At 69.8% G+C, this 20,081-nt stretch carries 14 protein-coding genes and 1 pseudogene; 6 read left to right on the top strand and 9 right to left on the bottom strand.

Translation table 11 applies throughout. The features are described from left to right. Positions 1–2: 2 nt before the first annotated feature. Genes VET29_RS08680 through VET29_RS08670 form a run of 3 tightly spaced genes read right to left on the bottom strand, consistent with a single transcriptional unit; the run spans position 3 to position 4,471 of the window. Complete coding sequence (locus tag VET29_RS08680) at positions 3–2,699, bottom strand: helix-turn-helix transcriptional regulator (RefSeq protein WP_324917222.1); 2,697 nt, start codon at positions 2,697–2,699, stop codon at positions 3–5. A gap of 33 nt (positions 2,700–2,732) precedes the next feature. Further along, positions 2,733–3,602, bottom strand: coding sequence for an AfsR/SARP family transcriptional regulator (locus VET29_RS08675; RefSeq protein ID WP_324917219.1), 870 nt, complete (start codon positions 3,600–3,602; stop codon positions 2,733–2,735). Between the two features lie 14 nt (positions 3,603–3,616). Then, positions 3,617–4,471 (bottom strand): hypothetical protein, encoded by an 855-nt coding sequence (locus VET29_RS08670; protein WP_324917216.1) that lies wholly within the window; start codon positions 4,469–4,471, stop codon positions 3,617–3,619. Positions 4,472–4,726: 255 nt separating this feature from the next. On the opposite strand from VET29_RS08670, the gene VET29_RS08665 reads away from it, so the two are divergent. Beyond that, positions 4,727–4,939, top strand: a complete 213-nt coding sequence (locus tag VET29_RS08665; protein WP_324917212.1) for a hypothetical protein — start codon at positions 4,727–4,729, stop codon at positions 4,937–4,939. A 61-nt stretch (positions 4,940–5,000) separates the two neighbouring features. Here the strand turns inward: VET29_RS08665 and VET29_RS08660 are convergent, their stop codons facing one another. Then, on the bottom strand, positions 5,001–8,111 hold the full coding sequence (locus tag VET29_RS08660; RefSeq protein WP_324917209.1) for an AfsR/SARP family transcriptional regulator: 3,111 nt from the start codon (positions 8,109–8,111) through the stop codon (positions 5,001–5,003). Between the two features lie 615 nt (positions 8,112–8,726). Between VET29_RS08660 and VET29_RS08655 the strand changes: the two are divergent. Both VET29_RS08655 and VET29_RS08650 read left to right on the top strand, forming a co-directional pair. Further along, positions 8,727–9,671 (top strand): annotated as a pseudogene (locus VET29_RS08655) (polyketide synthase); the annotation flags it as partial. A gap of 72 nt (positions 9,672–9,743) precedes the next feature. Next, complete coding sequence (locus VET29_RS08650; RefSeq protein ID WP_324917203.1) at positions 9,744–9,953, top strand: DUF5988 family protein; 210 nt, start codon at positions 9,744–9,746, stop codon at positions 9,951–9,953. Positions 9,954–10,000: 47 nt separating this feature from the next. On the opposite strand, the gene VET29_RS08645 is transcribed toward VET29_RS08650, so the two are convergent. The 3 genes from VET29_RS08645 to VET29_RS08635 all read right to left on the bottom strand — a co-directional run bounded on the left by VET29_RS08645 (position 10,001) and on the right by VET29_RS08635 (position 12,850). Next, a complete protein-coding gene (locus tag VET29_RS08645; protein WP_324917200.1) occupies positions 10,001–10,762 on the bottom strand; it encodes an SDR family oxidoreductase in 762 nt (253 codons plus the stop codon). Between the two features lie 61 nt (positions 10,763–10,823). After that, the gene (gene lexA, locus VET29_RS08640) at positions 10,824–11,474 is read right to left on the bottom strand and encodes a transcriptional repressor LexA (RefSeq protein ID WP_324917197.1); all 651 of its coding nucleotides are present in this window, start codon (positions 11,472–11,474) and stop codon (positions 10,824–10,826) included. A gap of 173 nt (positions 11,475–11,647) precedes the next feature. After that, positions 11,648–12,850 (bottom strand): hypothetical protein, encoded by a 1,203-nt coding sequence (locus VET29_RS08635; RefSeq protein ID WP_324917195.1) that lies wholly within the window; start codon positions 12,848–12,850, stop codon positions 11,648–11,650. A 165-nt stretch (positions 12,851–13,015) separates the two neighbouring features. On the opposite strand from VET29_RS08635, the gene VET29_RS08630 reads away from it, so the two are divergent. Then, positions 13,016–15,367, top strand: coding sequence for a hypothetical protein (locus tag VET29_RS08630; protein WP_324917192.1), 2,352 nt, complete (start codon positions 13,016–13,018; stop codon positions 15,365–15,367). A 690-nt stretch (positions 15,368–16,057) separates the two neighbouring features. Next, on the top strand, positions 16,058–16,882 hold the full coding sequence (locus VET29_RS08625) for a transposase family protein (RefSeq protein ID WP_324917267.1): 825 nt from the start codon (positions 16,058–16,060) through the stop codon (positions 16,880–16,882). A gap of 269 nt (positions 16,883–17,151) precedes the next feature. Here VET29_RS08625 and VET29_RS08620 read toward each other — a convergent pair whose 3' ends face one another. Further along, the gene (locus tag VET29_RS08620) at positions 17,152–18,027 is read right to left on the bottom strand and encodes a DinB family protein (RefSeq protein ID WP_324917189.1); all 876 of its coding nucleotides are present in this window, start codon (positions 18,025–18,027) and stop codon (positions 17,152–17,154) included. A 287-nt stretch (positions 18,028–18,314) separates the two neighbouring features. Beyond that, a complete protein-coding gene (locus VET29_RS08615) occupies positions 18,315–18,926 on the bottom strand; it encodes a TetR/AcrR family transcriptional regulator (protein WP_324917186.1) in 612 nt (203 codons plus the stop codon). 180 nt (positions 18,927–19,106) lie between these two features. Here VET29_RS08615 and groEL point away from each other — a divergent pair. Further along, positions 19,107–20,081 (top strand): chaperonin GroEL (groEL, locus tag VET29_RS08610; protein ID WP_324917183.1); only part of this gene is annotated, 975 nt, incomplete at its 3' end.

Here is a 20,081-nt window from a genome sequence, read left to right as displayed (position 1 = left end):
GGTCATACCACCTCCGCGTACAGGCTCGCGGGCAGCTCGGTGCGCTGGCGCACCCCGAGCTTGCGGTAGGACCTGGTCAGGTGCTGTTCGACGGTGCTGATGGTGATGAACAGCTTCGACGAGATCTCCCGGTTGGTGTAACCCTGGGCGGCCAGCGCGGCGACGCGCCGTTCCGCCTCGCTCAGTGCGGCGACGCCGGTCAGGTCGGCGTCGTCCACGTCCTCGCCGGCCAGTGCGGGCCGGACGGTGTTGGACAGGGGAATGGCGTCGCAGTCGAGTGCCGCGTGCCAGGCCCGGCGGGCGGCCATCCGTGCCCGGCTGAACGCGCCGAGCACCTGCTGCGCCTTGCCGAGGTCGGCCAGGGTCGCGGCGAGCTCGTAGCGGTCGCCCGCCGCGTCCAGGATCTCCATCGCCTCGGTCAGGATCGAGACCCGCTGCGGCGGTTCGCTGACCGCGGCCAGCTGGCGCAGCACGATGCCGAGCGCGCGACCCCGGTCGCCGCCGTGGCGGGCCAGCTGCTCGCTGACCAGCTTGCGTGCCGCGTCGCCGTTGCCCAGCCGCAGCCACGCCGAGGCGGCACTCGCCCGCCACGGCACCAGCGTCGGCAGGTCGACGCCCCACGACCGCATCAGCTCACCGCAGGACATGAAGTCCGCGAGCGCGGCGAACACCTGGTCGGTGGCCAGCTGGTGGATGCCACGCGCGTGCAGGTAGTGCAGCCCGTAGCGGGACCTCATCAGCGCGTCCGGCACCCGCGTCCGCAGCGCCGCGGCCGCCTCCTCGTGCCGGCCCATCCTGGTGTTCGCGATGATCAGGGTGGACATCGGGAAGCCGACCGCGGTGCCCCAGCCGGCCGCCGGCAGCAGGTCGAACGCCGCCCGTGCCTGCTCGGCCGCCTGCTTGAGCGCGCCCCTGCGCAGCGACAGCTCGGCCCGCACGGACAGCAGCTGCGCCCGCCAGGTGGGCGCCACCCGCTCGTCCGGCTCGGCGAGCAACCGGTCGCACGCGGGCTCGGCGAGGTCCAGCCTTTCCCCGTACAGCAAGGCGAGCAGCGCGTCGAGCGCCGACTCGAGCGCGGACGGCTCGTGCTCACGCAGCCGGACCCGTTGCAGCACCTGCTCGGCCTGCGTGACGGTCGCCGGCGACGCGCCCCTGGCCAGCACCGCTGACAGGACGGTCGCGGCCTGTAATCGGGTGTCGACCGGGACCGCGCCGACGGACACCGCCGGCGCCGGCGGTCCGCCAGGAGCGAGCCGGGCCAGCAGCGGGGGATGGGTCGCGGACACCTTCAGCCGCACCAGCCGCGCGGCCTGGTCGTCGCCGTCCTCGCCGGGCTCGCGCTCCCAGTGGTTGATCAGCTCCACGGCGTCGTCCTGCCGGCCGTGCCACAGCAGCTGGCTGACCAGCGTGCTCCGGAACATGACCGGCAGCTGGTCGGTCAGCGCCGCGTCCCGTAACGCGGGCAGGTGCCGGCCGGCCATCGCCGGGCTCTGTAACCAGGCGGCGCCGGTCAGCGCGGCGAGCAGGGCCGCCTTGCCGGCCGGTTCCGCGCACCAGGCGTGCGCCAGCTCGAGCATCGTGACCGCGGTGGACCGGTCGCCGGCGAGCCAGGCCTGTTCGGCGGCGGCCTCGAGCACCTGGATCATCCACGGTGCGGTGTTCGCCAGCCTGCCTTCCGGCCGGCTGGCGGCGAAGAGGTGCTCGCCGATCACCTCGGGCGCCGTGCCGTCGGCGTGCAGTCGCCGTGCCGCGGCCTCGTGCAGCCGGCTCGCGGTCGGGTCCGGCACGTCGGCGAGCGTGGCGTCGCGCAGCGCGGGCTCGCGGAACTGTTCCCGGACAAGCAGGCCGGCCGCGGTCAGCGCCCGGACCTGGGTGTCCACCTCGGACTGGTGGAGACCCAGTACGTCGGCGAGCCGTGGCACGGTCGACTCCTTGCCGAGGACGGCCACCGCGTGCGCGACGGCCTTGACGTCCTCGTCACAGGTGTGCAGGAGCTCGGTCATGGCCGCGCGGAGCGCCGTGCGGTTGTCGTCGGTCGGTGCCGTCGAGGCCAGTGCGTTGACCAGGAGGGGGTTGCCGCCGGTCGCGGCGAACCAGCTCGCCGCGGCGGGGGTCAGCTCGGCCACGCCCGCCTCGGACAGCGGGCCCACGTGGACCACGTGGCAGTTCAGCTGCCGGGTGAACGTGGTGTAGTCGGCGGCGATGGCCGGCCATGGCTGGCCGGACTCGCCGAGCACGATCAGCACCCTGGCACCGACGAGCCGGCGGCTCAGGTGCAGCAGGTAACGCAGGGACGCCGCGTCGGTGTGGTTGGCGTCGTCGATGACGATCAGCACCGGGGTGTCGGCGGCCAGGTCCAGCACCGCGCCGGCGATGCGCAGCTCGACCGCCGGGTCGACGGCCGGACCGGCGCTCCCGGCGAGGTCGGCCAGCAGCGCGTCCCTGCGGTCGGGGGCCAGCGCCGTGGTGTGCAGCAGTTGGCCGAGCACGCCGAGCGCCACCCCGCGCTCGGCCGTCCTCGCGTTGGCCCGCAACACGACGGTGGGTTCGGCGAGGTTGTCGAGGAACGTCCGCAGCAGCGCGGTCCGGCCGCAGGCGACCGGCCCGCGCACCACGGCGAGCGTCGGCCGGCCCGCCTTGGCCTGGCCGAGCGCCGAGGACAGTGTGGCGAGTTGGGATTTCCGTTCGATGAGAGGCATGGCGGTCCCCTGGCGATGCGTGGGTGGACCGGGTCAGCGCCGGGCAGCCGCGATGTCCGTGCCCGACGGGGCATGCTCGGCGTGGACCCGGCCCGGCGTCCACCTGCTGCTGACGAAGTTCGGGTCGTCCACTTCGGACTCACTGCGCAGGATGGCGTGGTGCAGCCGCTGGAGCCGCGGCGACGGCTCGATGCCGAGCTGGTCGGCAATCGTGCTCCGGAACTCGCGGTAGGCCTGCAGGGCGCGCCACTGGCGGCCGGACCGGTACAGCGCGAGCATGTACTGCGCGTGGAAGCTCTCCAGCATCGGGTACCGCGCGCACAGCATGGCCAGCTCGCCGAGCAGCTCGTGGTGCCGGTCGAGGTGCAGGTCCGCGTCGATGCGCAGCTCCAGGTCGCCGAGCCGGCTCTCCTCCAGCTGGGCCGCCTCGATGGACAGGTGCGGGCCCATCACGACGTCGGCCAGCGCCGAGCCGTGCCAGCGGGTCAGCGCGGAGCCGAGCAGCCGTGACGCGTTGACGTGGTCACCGGCGTTCGCCGCGCGGCGGCCGGCCTTGGACAGCTGCGTGTACTGCGTGACGTCGACGTCGCCGGGGTCCGCGTCCAGCAGGTACCCGTTGCGCCGGGTCAGCACGATCTCGCTCGACGGGTCCGCGCCTGCCTCGACCACCGCGTCGTTGAGCTTCTTCCGCACCTTCAGCACGTAGGTCTGCAAGGTGGATAAGCATGTTCGTGGCGGGTGCTGGTCCCATATCTCCTCGATCAGCGTCGGCGCGGTGACGACGTGGCCGACGTTCAGCGCGAGCATCGCCAGAACCTTGCTCGGCTTGTTGGCGGTCGGCACCGCGCTGACACCGTCGACGGAGACTTCCAGGGGCCCGAGGACTCTCACTTCGATCTTCATGGTTGCTCTCTTTCTCATTCGAGTCGCTGGTTTCCCAGGCCCCGTTCGATGGCGGACTTGTAGAGCAGGCGAGCGAGGACCACGTCCAGCCGGTCCGCGCTGAGCAGTTCGACCAGCACGACGTCGTCGGGGCTCGTGCGGCCGGGGTGGTCCTTGGCCACGACCTGGTTGAGGTCGGCCGTGAAACCGCGCGCGGCGACGTCGCGGTCGGTGCCGGCCAGGCCGGCGTCGTCGACGAACAGCTCGTCCGTCGCGGTCACCAGCGTCTCGGGCAGGTCCCGGTTGGTCGCGTTCACGATGACCGCGCCGGTGTGCGGGCGGGCGTCGGCCGGCCAGGTCGCCCCGCTGCACGCGACCACGACGAGGTCCGCGTCGGCCACGGCCGTCGCGGCGTCCTCGGTCACGGTCAGGCGCACGCCGGCGAGGTCGATCTCGTCGAGCGCCCGCTGTTCGATCGGGCAGCCGTGCCGGCCGGCCGCCGGGCACACCGTCACGTTGCGGATGCTCGGCAGGTGCCGCGCGATCGTGACGAGCTGCAGGTCCGCCGCCGAGCCGCAGCCCAGCACGACGGCACGCGAAGCGCCCGGGTTGAGCAGCTCCCGCACGGCCACCCTGGTCAGCACCGCCGCGCGGCACCCGCGCAGGCCGGCCGCGGGGAGCACACAGAAGACCCCCGAGCGATAGTCCTCCAGCAGCACCAGTTCCGGGTCGCCCGCGGCGCCACCGGGCCACGGGGACAACCGCCCGTCGGCGTCCTCCGACGTGTGCGTGCCCAGCGCGGCCCGGACCGCTGGTTCCTCGGCGAGCATGTCGAGCGGTTGGATGCCCTCCAACGCACTGGACAGCTCGTCGGCACCGAGGTGGAGCATTGGACTCCTCCGTGAGATCGACTTCGCTCGCTTCTGCTACACGACTGCCTGAGATTCTGTTGAGCCGTTCTCTCGGATCTCTCCTGGTGCGCTATTGGTCGCCCGAGAGCAGTTCTCTCAAAGGTTCGAGAGCGTTTTGAGAGAAATGGCGAAAGAGTGTTCTACTGATCGCTTGAGAGTCGCTCAAGAGATAATCGAGAGATAGTCCAGCTCAACTGTTCACCACAACAGCAACACGCCGAAGGGGTGGACAGAATGACCAACACCATCAAGACTCACATCGTCCGGATCTCGATGATCGCGACGGCCGCGGCGGCGGTCCTGGGTGGGGCGGCCGCGACGGCGGCTGCGACGGCGGACGACATGCACTGGCCGGTCGTGGCCGACGGCACCTGCCCGTCCGACATGCACTGGTCGATCCCGCTGCAGCTGTGCGTCGCCGGCGCCCCGGACGACATGCACTGGTGATTTCCCGCCATACAAAGGAAACATGGCGCCCGCCACTCGGCGGGCGCCGTTTCTTTTTTGGTCAGTCGTACACGAGGGACAGTGTGGCTATCTCGCCGTTGGGCAGCCGGGGGACCACGCCGTCGAGCTGGGTGAGCAGCCTGGTCGCCTCCGCCGAGTCGAGCCCGGACAGGAGCCGGCGCGCGTGTTCGAGCATCTGCACCGCGCCCGTTTCGTCACCGTTCTCTGAATGAACACGAGAAAGCAGAATGAGTGTTTTCGCGTGAAGAAGAGATGAACCCAGCTCCTCGAAGAGATGGCTCGCCTCTTTCAGCTGTGCCATTCCGGCGGTCGCGTCACCGCGGGCGAGGCTGATGCCACCGAGCGCGCACAGCGCCTGCGCCTCGATCAGCCGCTCCCGGATCTGCCTTGCCGAGGAGAGCGCCCGCTCGAACGCCGACTCCGCGCCGTCCAGCTGGCCCTCCCGCCACCGGACCACGCCGAGCCCGTAGAGCCCGTAGACGTGCCCGATCCGGTCGCCGATCTCGCGGACGATGAGCAGCACCTGGTTGAACTCCAGGCTGGCGAGCTCGACCTCGCCGGTCTTCAGGTGCAGGTAGGCCATCCGGTGCAGCACCTGTGCCTCGCCGCGCAGGCACTCGACCTCCTGGCAGATGGCCAGCGACTCCTCGAGCATGGTCCGCGCGGTGTCGAGGTCGCCCTCCTGAGCCCAGTAGATGGCGACACTGCGCAGGATGTGCGCCTCGCCCATGCGGTCCCCGACGGCCCGCATCAGCTCCAGCGCCTCCTGGTACTTCGCCAGCATGGCCCGCGACCGGCCGGCCAGGCCGTCGACGAGTGCCAGGTTGCGCTGCACCAGGGCGAGCCCGTGGGTGTTCCCGTCGACCTCGAACATCTTGGTCGCCATCTGGAACTGCTGCTCGGCCTCGGGCAACCGCTTCTGGTACATGTGCATCGTGCCGAGGGAGTACAGCATCGCCGCGATCCCGGTGCGGTTGCCGGTGCTCTCGCACACCGCGAGCCCGAGCTGCGCGCTGTCCCGCCAGTCGTCGAAGTAGCCGCGGGCCTCGAAGAACGTGACGAGCGTGAGGGAGAGGTCCCAGCACAGCTCGTCCATGCCGGCGCTCGCCGCCTGCCGGACCGCGGCGACGAGCGAGCCGCGCTCCGCGGCCCACCAGTCCATGGGGTTGCGTTCGCCCCCGTACCCGCCGCCGGGTGGCCGCCACCGCGGGGCGTCGCCGTGCAGGATGGTGTAGTCCCCGCCGTACTCCTTGCGGTGGGTGTCCTCGGCGAGGGCGAGCCAGCCGCCGAGCATCCTGGTGAGCGCGGCCGTCCGCTCGGCCTCCGACTCGACCTCCATCAACTGCTCGTTGGCATAGATACGGATGAGACTGTGGAACCGGTAGCGGATCCGCTCGCCCGGGTACTCGATGGTGTCCAGCAGCCGGACGTCGACTAGGCTTTCGAGCACCTCGCCCGAGTCGAGCGGGTCCATGTCGAGCAGCGCGGCGGCGGTCCACTCCGGGAAGTCGGCCGCGCGGACGACGGTGAACAGCCGGAAGAGCCGCTGTGCCTCGGGATCCAGGCCGCGGTAGGTCTGGTCGATGTTCAACCGCAGGCCGAGGCCGCGGTAGGTGTACTCGTCGAGGCCCTTCGCCTCGTCGAGCAGCCTGCGGACCAGCGACGCGATCTGCCAGTGCGGCCGGGAGGCGAGCCGGGCGCCGACGATCCGCAGTGCCAGTGGCAGCCCACCGCAGAGCCGCACCAGCGTGGCCGCCGCCTCTTCCTCCGCCCTCACCCGCGCGGGACCGATGATCTTGACGAGGAGCTCCATCGCCCCGTCGGTGTCGAACTCGTCGACGTCGACCCAGTGCGCGCCGGACAGGCCGCTCAACCGCATCCGGCTGGTGGTGATCACCGCGCAGCTCGGGTCGCCGGGGACCAGCGGCGTCGCCTGGTCCTCGTTGGCGATGTCGTCCAGCACGACGAGCAGCCGCTTGCCGGCCACCTTGCTCCGGTACAGCTGGGACCTCTCGTACAGGCCCTCCGGGATCGCGGGGCCGACGACGCCGAGGGCACGCAGGAACCGGGCGAGCAGCTCGGAGGTCGGGTCACCCTCACCGGGGTTCTGCAGGTTGCCGAAGAGCACGCCGTCGGGGAAGCTGCCGGCGATCTCGTGCGCCACCCGGATCGCGAGCGACGACTTGCCGACCCCGCCCTTCCCGGAGATCGAGACGATCCGCACCGCGTAGGCGTCGGTCTGCTCCCCGGCGAGGATCTGCTTGATCTCCTCGATGTTGTCCTCGCGGCCGGAGAAGTCGGCGATGCTGGCCGGGAGCTGGCGTGGCGAGGACAGCGGTTCCGGCGGTGGTTCCGGTGGCTGCTGGACGGGCACGGGCTGCGGATCGGCCGGGGTCGCCAGCAGGTCCAGCGCCGGGTCGCGGTTGAGGATGGCCGCTTCCAGCTTCTGCAGGTCGTGGCCGGGTTCGACGCCCAGCTCCTCGACCAGCGTGTGGCGGGTGCGCCGGCCGACCTCCAGCGCGTCGGCCTGCCGGCCGGACCGGTACAGCGCGAGCATGCGGAACTCGGCCAGCCGTTCCCGCAGTGGGTACTCCTCGACCAGCGAGGCCAGCTCGCCGCTGAGGGCCTGGTGGCGGCCGAGTAGGAGGTCGAGCCGGATCCGTTCCTCGATGGCGGCCAGGCGGGCGTCCTCGAACTGGGCCGCGGCGCGCCGGGCCAGCTCACTGTCCACATCGGCCAGCGCGGGGCCGCGCCAGATGGCGAGCGCCTGCCGCAGCATCGAGGCGGCCTCGCCGAGGTCGCCCTCGTCGGCCTTCGCCCGCGCGGCGGCGGTCAGCCCGCCGAACTCCTCGGTGTCGAGGTCGGTCTCGGCGATTTCCAGCAGGTAGCCGGGGGGACGGGTCCTGATCTCTCCAGGATGCCCCCCCGGCCCGAATAACTTACGCAAACTGGACACGCAGGTCTGGATCTGACCACGTGCGGTGGATGGCGGCTCGGTGTCCCAGAGCGCTTCCACCAAATGGTCTACCGGTGTTACCCGGTTCGCGTTGAGGCCCAGCATGGCCAACACGACCCGTTGCCTGGGCCCGCCGATGGAGAGTGACGTCCTGCCGGAAATCAACTCCACGGGGCCAAGGAGTTTTAGCACCATGAGGCCCCCACCGCACGCGCCCGTAGTTCCGCCCGAGATCCCAGTTTAGCGCCCCGGGTCCCCGTCTCACCAGGACATGGTCGTGTTCTAACGGATCGGTAATACATGAAGAAATTGTGGCTACGGAGAGTGTGGGTACCATTACCGAAGCTATTGTTGATCGCGGGTGGTATGGGGAATATGAGCCACTATGGGAGCAAAGGTCCGATATGGGACGTATGCATCCACTGAGGGTTTTGTGCGGATGGACCGGTTCATGATCGTCCGGCCGCCGGATGGCCTCCCGTCGCCGGTAAGGCGTGCTGTCGTGCGATCGTGCCACGGCTGAGGGTCCGTTCGGCGGCATGCCGCCGGGCCTGTTCGCCGCGTCGGCCGGGGTCCGGGGAGGGGCCTTGTGGGGGCGGTAGGGGTTGGGGTCCGCGTCCTGCGAAACGTAGCGTTCGAACAGGCGAACTTCCCCTGGCGGGGTTGTGGGAATGGCCATCGATCATTTCGGCCGCCATTTCCGTGTTTGTATTCGGGAGGACTCGAATGAACGGCGAAGTCGAACCACTGCGCTATGTCGAACGAGCCGACCCCGAACTTCGCGGCCTTCACGACCGGCCAGGAGTGGTCGAACCGATCGCCATCGTGGGCATGGCGTGCCGATATCCGGGCGGCATCTCCTCGCCGGAGCAGCTGTGGGACTTCGTGTCGTCCGGTAGGGGCGGAAACGGCGGATTTCTCGGCGAGGTGCTGGCCCCGGGACCCCGGCAGCGCCGCCTGCTGCGGGCCGTGACGATGGAGGCGCTGGCACGGGCCAACGTCTCACCCGCGGTGTTGACGAGCGGCCGCACCGGGATGTTCTCCGGCCTGACGCGGCCGGTCGATCGCGACGCCGGCAGCGTCTACTCCTACCTGCCGGGCGTGGTGGCGGGCATGGACGTCGAGCGTTCCTCGTCGCTCGTCGCCATCCACCGCGCGGGCCAGGCGCTGCACCGGGGCGACTGCTCGCTCGCGCTGGTCGGCGGTCTCACGGACACGGGAGTCAGCGTGCTGGTGCTGTCCCGCCTGTCCGCCGCGCGCCGCAACGGCCACTCGGTGACGGCGCTGGTCCGCAGCTCCGCGATGAACCAGGACGGGGCGAGCCGGGGACCGTCCCAGAAATGGGTGATCCGGCAGGCACTCGGCTCGGCCGGTCTGTCCACGATGGACATCGACGTGGCCGAGGGGCTCGGCGATCCGGTCGAGGTGCGGGCGCTGCTGGCGACCTACGGCCAGGGCCGCGCGGGCGGCGAACCCCTGTGGCTGAGCTCGATCAAGCCGAACATCGGGCACACGCAGGCGGCGTGCGGGATCGCCGGCGTGATCAAGATGGTGGAGGCGATCCGGCTCGGCGTGCTGCCCAGGACGCTGCACGTGGACGCGTCCTCGCCCCGGGGCGACTGGCCGGCCGGCGCGGTCGAGCCACTGACCGAGGCGCGGGACTGGCCGGCGGTCGACCACCCCCGCCGGGCCGCGGTGTCGTCGTTCGGCGTCAGCGGCACCAACGCCCACGTGATCCTGGAACAGGCACCCGCGCAGACCATGTATCCGTTGGCCACCGCCCACAGTGCGGTCCTGGTCGCCGCCTAGTTTTCGAAAGGGGACGAAATGACGACAATCAGGGTGCTGCTGACCGGCGGCCCGCTGCTGCTGACCGATGAGGACCGCATCCACGAGGTGCCGACCCTGGGACACAAAGTCAAGGTGCCAAGGGGAAACGGCACTGATCACTTCCGGTACTCAGGTGAGTCCCGTGACCTCAACGGCTCGACACTGCCGGTGTTCCACTGGTGCGACCGAACCAGGTTCGCCGAGTGACGATTCATGGTCGCGCTCCCAATTGCGTGGTGCGGCCGCCGGCACCGTCACCGCGCTGACGGGGACCCCGTGCCGGCGGCCAGCCACTCGTCGAAGGTGGTCGGGGCGATGCGGGCGTTCTCGCCGGGAAGCAGGACGTTGCCGGCCATCGAGGGGCCGAACAGGGCGTTCCAGGTGGGGACGAGCCTGACGTCCCGGCCGTGGGCGTGGAGGGTCCGGCGCGCCATGTCGACGAGGTCCTGGGTCTCCGGCCCGGCGACGTCGAGGTAGCGGCCCTGCGGCTCCCCGGTGGCGACCTCGATGAGGACGGCGGCCACGTCGGCCGGCGCGATCGGCTGCACGAGCAGGGGCGCGATCGTGGCGACGCCGTCCCGTTCGGTCCAGCCCACGACCATCTCGGCGAAGTCGTGGAACTGGGTGGCCGGCACGATCGTCCAGGGCACCGGACCCTCGCTGACGAGGCGTTCCTGCTCGCGCTTGCCCTCGTAGTGCGCGTTCCCCTCCACGTCGTGGATGCCGACGATCGACAGCAGCACATGGTGGCGCACACCGGCCTGCCGCCCGGCGGCGAGGAGGTTTCCGGTGGCGGTGCCGAAGAACCGGACGGCCTCGTCCCGTGCCGTCGCCGGCCCGTTGGTGACGTCGATGACGGCCTCGACACCGGTGAGCGCGTCGTCGAGCCCGGCACCCGTCAGCAGGTCGACGCCGAGCGCGCGGCTGACGCCGACGACGTCGTGCCCGTCCCGCTTCAGCCCGGCGGTGACGAGCCTGCCAATGTTGCCGGTGGCCCCGGCTACGGCGAGCCTCATGGCGGGTAACTCTACGTCAGGTCCCAGTGGCAGGGCCGTACCGCGCGCCCCGCTCGACGGATCAGACGCTCCGTAGGACGGAGGCCACCACGCCCAGCACGACCGCGTTGTCCCCGTCGATGACGTCGTACGCCGGGTTGCGTGGCTCCAGGTAGACGTGCCCGTCGCGCCGCCGGTACACCTTCACCGTCGCCTCGTCGTCGATCATGGCCGCGACGATCTGGCCGGAGTGGGCCTCCTGTTGCTGGCGGACCACGACGATGTCGCCGTCGCAGATGGCGGCTTCGATCATCGAGTCGCCGCGGACGCGCAGGGCGAAGACGTTGCCGCGGCCGGTCAGGTCGCGGGGCAGGTTCAGGACGTCGTCGACGTGCTGCTCGGCCGCGATCGGCACGCCCGCCGCGATGTCGCCGACCACGGGCACGGACACCGAGTCCTCGGACTGCTCGCGTGGCGCGGCCCCCAGGAACGCACGCACGTCGATCGGCCGGGACACCGAGCCGCTGCGCCGCAGGTAGCCCTTCTCCTCCAGGTTCGCCAGGTGTTTCGACACCGACGACGCCGACCGCAGGCCCACCGCCTCACCCAGCTCCCGCGTGCTCGGCGCGTAGCCGTGCCGGACCACCCAGTCCCGGATCGTGGCCAGGATGCGCTGCTGGCGCTCCGGCAGGGACGAGGCGTCGTCGAACACGTCAGGAAGGTAGCCGGTCACCCGCGGAATCGTAGAGGCTCGGCCCGGCGGGCCAGGTCACCGACACGGTTGGTCCTCGTCCTCCGGATGGGGAACCGTCGCGCCGCAGCGCTCACACGTCGTCGGCGGCTCACCCTCGACGAGCAACCCGCACTCGGGACAGACACGCCCGAGCCAGCACACCGGATCGCCCATCACGCCCTCTCCTGGTACGGCAGGTCCTCCACGACCGCGTCCGCCCCGTCCCGCACCACGACCCGGTCGGTCACCCGCCCGCGTTCCCGCGGCGCGGTCAGGTCCGGTGCGCTCACCAGCAGTGTCTCACCGGCGAGCGTCGCGGGCAGCGCCGTGCCGTCCGCCCGGTGGAACGTCACCGACGCCGCACGGCCGCGATCCACCACCCCCGCCAGCACCACCCGGTCGCTGCTCCCGTCCGCGAAGCCGTGGTACACCCTCGTCAGCGCCACGGTCTTGCCGACGACGGCGAAGTCCCGCACCGGCCCGGACACCGGGCCGAAGTCGAACACGTGCGGAGTGGCGCCACCCAGCCGCCACAGGAGCAACCCCCGGTAGCTGCCCAGCTGGATGCTCTCGCCATCGGCCAGCTCCGCGAACACGCCGGGCACCCACTGCTCCGCGTCCACGACCGGCACCATGGCGAGCGCCGCGCCCAGCCGCCGCCCCTCGGGGGAGTCCCGTTCGGCGGGCGGCGCCGGCCGGTCGACCATGCCGACCGCCCGGTCCGGGAGCGCGTCCCGCGGCACGAGCACACCCTTGTCGGCGCCGTTCAGCCGCAGCACCAGTCCGTTCTCGTCGATCACGAAGGCGTTGGGTACCGCGAACACGCCGTCCGCCACCACCGCCGGCACCCGTGCCGTCCGGTCCGCGGGCCCCTCCACCGCCACACTGGTCGTACCAGCGGGCACGACCCCCGCGAGCGTGCCGAGCGCGGTGTGGAACGTGAGCCCGTCCCCACCCACCCGCGACACGGTGACGGTGGTGGGCGTGAACTCGGCGAACACCGGTCCGTGGGACGTCCGGAACGCCACGACCCGCACCCCGTTGTGCTCGGCGGTGAACAGCGGTTCCCAACCGGCGGTGTTGATGCGGGTCAGGTCGTCCTCCGCGCCCCATCCACGGCGAACCCGGTAGCGGTTGTCCACGGTCAGCACGCCGTCCACGGGCGGCGGTGACTCGGCATGCCGGACCAGCTGTGCCCAGCCCGCCAAGCCGTACGTCCTGGCGAGCAGGTGCTGCGCGTTGGCGAGTGTGAACGACTCCACATCCAGTCCCGGCCAGCCGTGCTCGGCGACCAGCGCCACCGCCACGGGAGTGCCGGCCCGCACCGCGCGCTGCAGCTCACGGGCCCGCTTACGCAACTGCTCGAGACGAGGCATCACGATCTCCAGGTTCGTCCCGCACCTGCCCAGAAGCGGCTATTCGGGACATTCAGCCTTCTGAACGGGCCCTTTAGGGCATCACGCGTCCCAACAAATTAGAACCGGCGCACCCGTCGGCTCGTATCGAGATCGGGTACGGGACCCGAAGTCGAGGGAGGACGCGTGACCGGACGACCGGTACGAGCGATGGTCACGGCCGTGGACGCGCTGGTGGTAGTGCTGGTGCTACTGACCGTGACCGTCAGACTCGGACCGGCGGGCTGGCTCGCCGGGGTCGCGTTCGCGGTGATCGGCTGGGCCGTGCTCATCGAGGGGCTGCGCCGGTTCGACGTGACCTCCTTCGGGCCGGCCGGGCGGTTCGTCCTGGCCAGGGCGGTGGTGGTCGGCGCGTTGACGGCGCTGGTCGTGGAGACCACCGACCCCAAGCCGGATCCGGGCAAGGCGATCGTGGGCGTCGCCGTCGTCGCGGTGGCGTCGTCGTTGGTCAGCGCGCGGTTCGCCCGCCCGTCCACGGCGTTCGAGACACGGTTCGCCGTGGAGGTCGACGCGTTCCTCGTCCTGGCGCTGAGCGCGTTCGTGGCCACCCGGCTCGGTGTCTGGGTACTGGCGATCGGCGTGCTGCGGTACGTGTTCGTCGCCGCCGGTTGGGCGTTGCCGTGGTTGCGTGGGACGCTGCCGGCCAGTCGGGTTCGCACGGTTGTCTGGACGGCGCAGGGGATCGTCCTCACCGTGGTCGCGGCGGGCGTCGGCGTCGAGGTGCTGCCGGTGCCGGTCGCGGTCGTGCTCACGGCGCTGTCGCTGGCGGCGCTGGCCGGGTCGTTCGTGCAGGACGTCCAGTGGCTGGGCCGGCACCGCGACGGCGCGCCCGCGGCCAGGCTGCCGGCGTTCAGCCGGCGGCGGATCGTCGCGACGGTGCTGGCGTTCCTGCTCGTGCTGGCGGCGCTCGTCGGGCCGAACCGGTTGAGCCAGCTGACGATCGAGGCGTACGCACGCATCCCCGTCGAGGGGTTGATGGGGGTGGCGCTGATCCTCGTGCTGGGTGCGCGGGCACGCCGGGTGGCGGTCGCGGTGATCGGCGCCGGGCTCGGGCTGCTGATGATCGTCAAGTTCCTGGACATGGGCTTCTACGAGGTGTTCGACCGCCCCTTCCACCCGGTGTTCGACTGGAGCTTCCTCGGCCCCGCCGTGGACTTCGTATCGTCGTCGTTCGGCAGCCTCGGCGCGGTCCTCGCGGTGGTCGGCGCGATCCTGCTGGTACTGGCGATCATGGTGTTGATGACACTGGCGGTCCGGCGCCTCACCAGCCTGGCGGTCGGGCACCGCACGGCGGCGACCAACACGTTGGCCGTGCTGGCCGTGCTGTGGTTGGTGTCGGCGCTGTCCGGGGCGCAGTTCGGCGAGGTCGCGTCCCGCAGCGCCGCGGACCAGGTGTACGACGACGCCCGGCGGGTGCAGCAGGGCCTGTTCGACGGCGAGGCGTTCGCCGCACAGGCCCGGGTCGACCACTACCGGTACACGCCGGGTGAGGACCTGCTGACATCCTTGCGTGGCAAGGATGTGCTGTTCGTGTTCGTCGAGAGCTACGGCCGGGTGGCCATCGAGGACTCGACGAGCGCCCCGGTGATCGACCCGATCCTGGACTCCGCCACGAAGCAGCTGCACGCGGCGGGGTTCGACGCACGGAGCGGCTTCCTGACGTCGCCGACCTATGGCGGTGGCAGCTGGTTCGCGCACGCCACGCTGCAGAGCGGGTTGTGGGTCGACAACCAGCAGCGGTACGACAGCCTGACCACGATGGACCGGATGACGCTCTCGATCGCGTTCAACCGCGCCGGCTGGCGCACGGTCGGCGCGGTGCCCGCGAACTCCGAGGACTGGCCGGAGGGCGGGATGTACCACTTCGACAAGATCTACGACTCACGCAACGTCGGCTACAAGGGCCCGCGGTTCTCGTATGCAAGGGTGCCGGACCAGTACACGTTGCAGCACTTCGAACAGACCGAACGCGCCCCGTCACAGGACCCCGTGATGGCCGAGATCGACCTGGTATCGAGCCACACCCCGTACGCCCCACTGCCGAAGATGATCGACTGGAAGGACGTCGGCGACGGTTCGGTCTACGGCCCGATGGCGACGACCGGTACCCAGCCGGGCGACGTCTGGCCCGACCCGACGAGGGTCCGCGACGCGTACACGGCGTCGATCGCCTACTCCCTGAAAAGCCTGTTCTCGTACATGGAGACCTACGGCGACGACAACATGGTGATGGTGTTCCTGGGCGACCACCAGCCCCAGCCGATCATCGCCAGCCAGGAGGACACCCGCGACGTCCCGATCTCGATCGTCGCACGTGATCCCGCCGTGCTGGACCGAGTGTCGACGTGGGGCTGGTCCCCGGGCGTCAACCCGAACCCCGACGCCCCGGTCTGGCCCATGGACCGGTTCCGCGACAAGTTCCTCGACGCCTACGGTCCCCAGGGCAGCGCCAACAGGGCGGCGTCCCCACATCGCTGACCGCCTGATGCCCGGCGACGTGATATCGCGAACGCCACGTTGGCGGTGTAGTTCAATCGGGTGATAAGTCCGAGAACCCGTCGCGTTGAGTAACAATGGACAATGTCCAGACGACGAGCTTGGTGACTGACAGTGACCGCTGTTGGGAAGCTGATCTCAAAAGGCTGTATCAATGACTCAACCCTCGATATCGAGCCGGACAACCCTGCTTTGCATTGGTCTTCTGGGGTCCGCCACGACCCTCGTTCTCCGGCCGCAGGCGCTCGTCGCGGGAATCGCCGCCGGAATTCTAGTGTCCTGCGCCGCGGTCTTCATGTTCCGTGCGCTACGACACGCATCCCGTCGTGTCGACCGGATCCTGGCCGACGAACTCGCGTCCCCCGAGACCGCCGAGAAGCCCAAGCCGCGGGCACGACACAGGGCCGCGTGACCCTCTCCTCGTAGATTCGCCCTCCGATCTTTGTGACAAGACCCCCTGCAGCACAATCGCAGGTCCGTGAGCCAGATATCCCGCCTCACGGACACTGAGCCTTTCCGCGTAAGCGCCTGTGACTCTGAGTGACGATTGTGGGTATGATTGGTGTTGGCGGTGGCGACACGCCGAGGCTGTTGCGGTGCAACGTAAAGACGCGGAACCTCGGTATGAATTTGGTCCTTCCACAGATCAAGTTCATAGAGGTTCCGCGCCTGATGAGTGTGTCATACACCGCGACGTTGCCCGTACGGGACCAGACCGTGCTGTATGTGTCGAGCCTGTTGCACGCCGAACGGGCACGGCGCGGGAGCCGCAAGGGCAGCCGTGTCCTGACGCCGTTCAAGCAGGCGATCGTGCTGCTGCGTTGGTTTCTTGACGGCACTCGCGTGAAACAGTTGGCTGTCGACAACGAGATCGGCAAGTCCACCGCGTATGCCTACCTTCACGAGGGAATCGCGGTTCTTGCAGCCGAGGCGCCCGCTCTCGAATCGGCGCTGCTGGCAGCGAAAATGGCCGGACACAGCCATATCTCCATTGACGGCACCCTGATCGAGACCGACCGGTGCCGGACCCCCGGCCCCACAAAGGGCGTGGACCTGTGGTGGTCGGGCAAACACGCCAGTCACGGCGGGAACATCCAGGTCATCACCGCCCCCGACGGCTGGCCGCTGTGGACCTCCGACGTACGTCCCGGCCGCGAGCACGACACCACCGCGCTCCGCGAACACCTCGAAATCCTGCCCGCCCTGACCACTTGGATCGCCGAGAACCGCCCCACGCTCGGCGACCTCGGCTACGAAGGCGAAGCCGACACCATCACCATCGCTTTCAAGAAACCCACATGCGGTGAACTCACCGAAGAACAGAAGTCTCACAACAAGATCCACAACGGCAAACGAGCCATCGGCGAACGCGGAAACTCGTTACTGAAGACCACTTTCAAGGCGCTACGCAACATCAGCCTCTGCCCTTGGCGGATCGGCCCCATCGTCGCCGCAGCGCTCGTCATCCTCCACATCGAGCACGACCGCACCACATGATCACACACAGCGACGAACCGTTACCCGGAAAGGCTCACTGTTCCAGTTAATTCTTCCCCTTGGGTCACCGCCGCCGTGCACGATTGACGGGGCGGCCCGCCACGACCGGCGCGTGCCGCAGGTATTCGCGCCGCGCCATTTCGACCGAACCTGATTCACCCGTCGCGTCGGGAACGGTCCGAAGCCGCCCGTCGAGTCCCCGACCCGCGCACTCCCCACTTTCCCAGGCCGCTCGTGCGCGGTTCGCATTGACCGTTCGGGAACCGCCGCTACCGAAGGTACGCCGCGACCTCCCGCTGACCGAAGTACTGAGCCCACCCACCAGGCGGCAGATCGAACTGGCTGTCCCGCACACCCCTATCGGCCCCGTGCAAGACAAGCAACCGCACGATGTCCAATTCCCCGGCGCCGGCGGCGTAGTGGAGCGCCGTGACACCGCCCGCCGCGTTGACGTCGAAGCCAAGGTCGACCAGCAGCCGAACCGCCGCCCAGTTCTGCCGACCGGCCATGTCGGCGACGAGGGTCGGATACCGGTCGTCAGGCAGCATGGATTCGACGGCCGCCCGGTCGGCGTCAAGACATGCCTGGAGGAAGGGTTCGACAGGTTGGGTCGCGCGGTAGAGATCCCGCATGGTCGCGACCTCCGCTCCGTGATGGATCAGCTCGTCGAGCTCGTGAAGCACAAAGGCGGCACGAGTACTGGCGGCGTAGGCCCCGGCAATAGCCCCCATGGCGACGGTCAACTGAGCGGCCTCGGCGCCCGCGACGTGCGTACGGAAGAGCGTGAACGCCTGGTCGAGCTGCTGGATGGCGTCGTCGGCCGTCCCAGGCTCGCCAACTCTGTCGAGCCGCCCGAGGGGCTCGACCCCGATCCAGGTCGCGTTCCGCTCACCGGCAAGCAGGTCGACAAGATGACACATCCGCCAGGCGATGGTGGTCAACGGCGCCGGCACGACCGGCACCGGCGACCCGTCGGCCCTGAAGGTGCCGTCGCCGACGGGCCGCACGGACCAGCAGCCGGGGGCGGGTTCCCAGAGGTACTCGTCATCGGTGAGGCCGTCGAGCCGGTCCATGAGCCGCCGAAAGGCGAAGTCGGCGGCGTCAAGAAGGTCCTGTTTGACCCGCGTCGCGTCGAGACTGTCCACACCTGGACAGTAGGCGCTGCCGAGCCCAGGGCATCGAGGCACCACACCCCCTTGCCCGGTGGCAGCGAGCCTGCCGACGGCACCTCCCACGCCGACGGCGTCGTGGGAGGCCAGAGCGGTCACGGCACCAACGGTGTCGCAACCAACGGTGTCGCAACCAACGGTGTCGCAACCGGCCCACCCACCCCGTTGCGGCTCAACCTGTCCTACTCCGGGAACCTCCTACCCGGCACCCTTCTACCCGGCAACCTCCTACCCCGGCCGGCATCAGTTCACCCTGGCACCTCCTACCCCTCGGCGGCCCGCAGCGCTGGCGCCACACTGTCCAGCGCCTCACGCAGAAGATCGGGCAGCGGCCGCTTCCCATAGACGACAACGAGTCCGGACCCCACCGGCCGGACCCAGTGGTCCAGTGCCACGCGGGCGGCCGCCGAGACCGCCGCCGCCAGCGCCGCGGGAACGAGCGTGTCGCCGCCGCCGATACGCTCGGCGATCGCCGCCGCCAGTGGCTGGCCCACCGCCGACACCGCCTCGACGAACTCCACGCGTAATCGAGGGGACGACGTGATCAGCGTCAGCGTGTCACCCGCCGGCTGACTCGTGTACGCCTCGATCACCGCCGCGGTCACGGCCTCGGCCAACGGCTCCTCGGGTGGCCGTGCGCGCACGGTCGCCGCCACCCGGGTCGCTCGCTCGGCCATGACCGCCGCGACGATCGCCTGTTCCCTGCTGGCGAAGTAGTTGTTGTACGTGCGTGGTGACACCCCCGCCGCCTCGGCGATGTCATCCACGCGCACGTTCTCCAGGCCATGCTCCAGCGCGAGCCTGAGCGCGGCCGCGCTCAGTGCCTCCCGGGTGGCGAGCTTCTTGCGTTCGCGTAGCCCTTGGTTGTCCGCCATGGGGAGGACTGTATCAGAAAAGTGCGGGAGCGCAAATTTGCGTATCCGCAACTTCTGTGTATCGTGGCACTCGGCACCCCGAAGTGCCAGGTGGTCGGCGCCGATGGGGATCACTCCGATCCGGCCGTCGCGGGCGCGGTGCCGACCATCTCGACCACGGACCGCTGAGAGGACAGGACAATGGCCAAGTTGATCGCGTTCGAGGAGCACGCGCGTCGCGGGCTCGAACGCGGCATGAACACGCTCGCGGACGCGGTGAAGGTGACGCTCGGACCTCGTGGCCGCAACGTCGTGCTCGAGAAGAAGTGGGGCGCGCCCACCATCACGAACGATGGTGTCTCCATCGCCAAGGAGATCGAGCTCGAGGACCCGTGGGAGAAGATCGGGGCGGAGCTCGTCAAGGAGGTCGCCAAGAAGACCGACGACGTCGCGGGTGACGGCACCACCACCGCGACCGTGCTCGCCCAGGCGCTCGTGCGCGAGGGCCTGCGCAACGTCGCCGCCGGCGCGAACCCGATCGCGTTGAAACGGGGCATCGAACGGGCCGTCGAGGCCGTGACCGAGCAGCTGCACAAGGCGTCGCGTGAGGTCGAGACCAAGGAGCAGATCGCGGCGACCGCGTCCATCTCCGCCGCTGACACCACGATCGGCGAGCTGATCGCCGAGGCAATGGACAAGGTCGGCCGCGAGGGGGTGATCACGGTCGAGGAGTCCAACGCGATGGGCCTCGAGCTGGAGCTGACCGAGGGCATGCGTTTCGACAAGGGTTACGTCGCACCGCACTTCATCACGGACACCGAGCGGATGGAGGCCGTGTTCGAGGACCCGTACCTGCTGTTCGCCACCACCAAGATCTCGTCGGCCAAAGAGCTGTTGCCGGTGCTGGAGAAGGTGATCGAGACAGGCAAGCCGCTCGTGGTCATCGCCGAGGACGTCGAGGGCGAGGCGCTGGCCACGCTGATCGTGAACAAGCTGAAGGGCACGTTCAAGTCGGTCGCCGTGAAGGCGCCCGGTTTCGGTGACCGTCGTAAGGCGATCCTGCAGGACATCGCGATCCTGACCGGCGGCACCGTCGTGTCCGAGGACGTGGGTCTGAAGCTGGACAACGCCGACATCTCGCTGCTGGGCCGTGCCCGCAAGGTCGTGGTGACCAAG

Source organism: Actinophytocola sp. (assembly GCF_035634895.1).
GTDB lineage: Bacteria > Actinomycetota > Actinomycetes > Mycobacteriales > Pseudonocardiaceae > Actinophytocola.
Note: the sequence above shows the minus strand (reverse complement) of the source record. Positions and strands in the feature narration are given on the sequence as shown.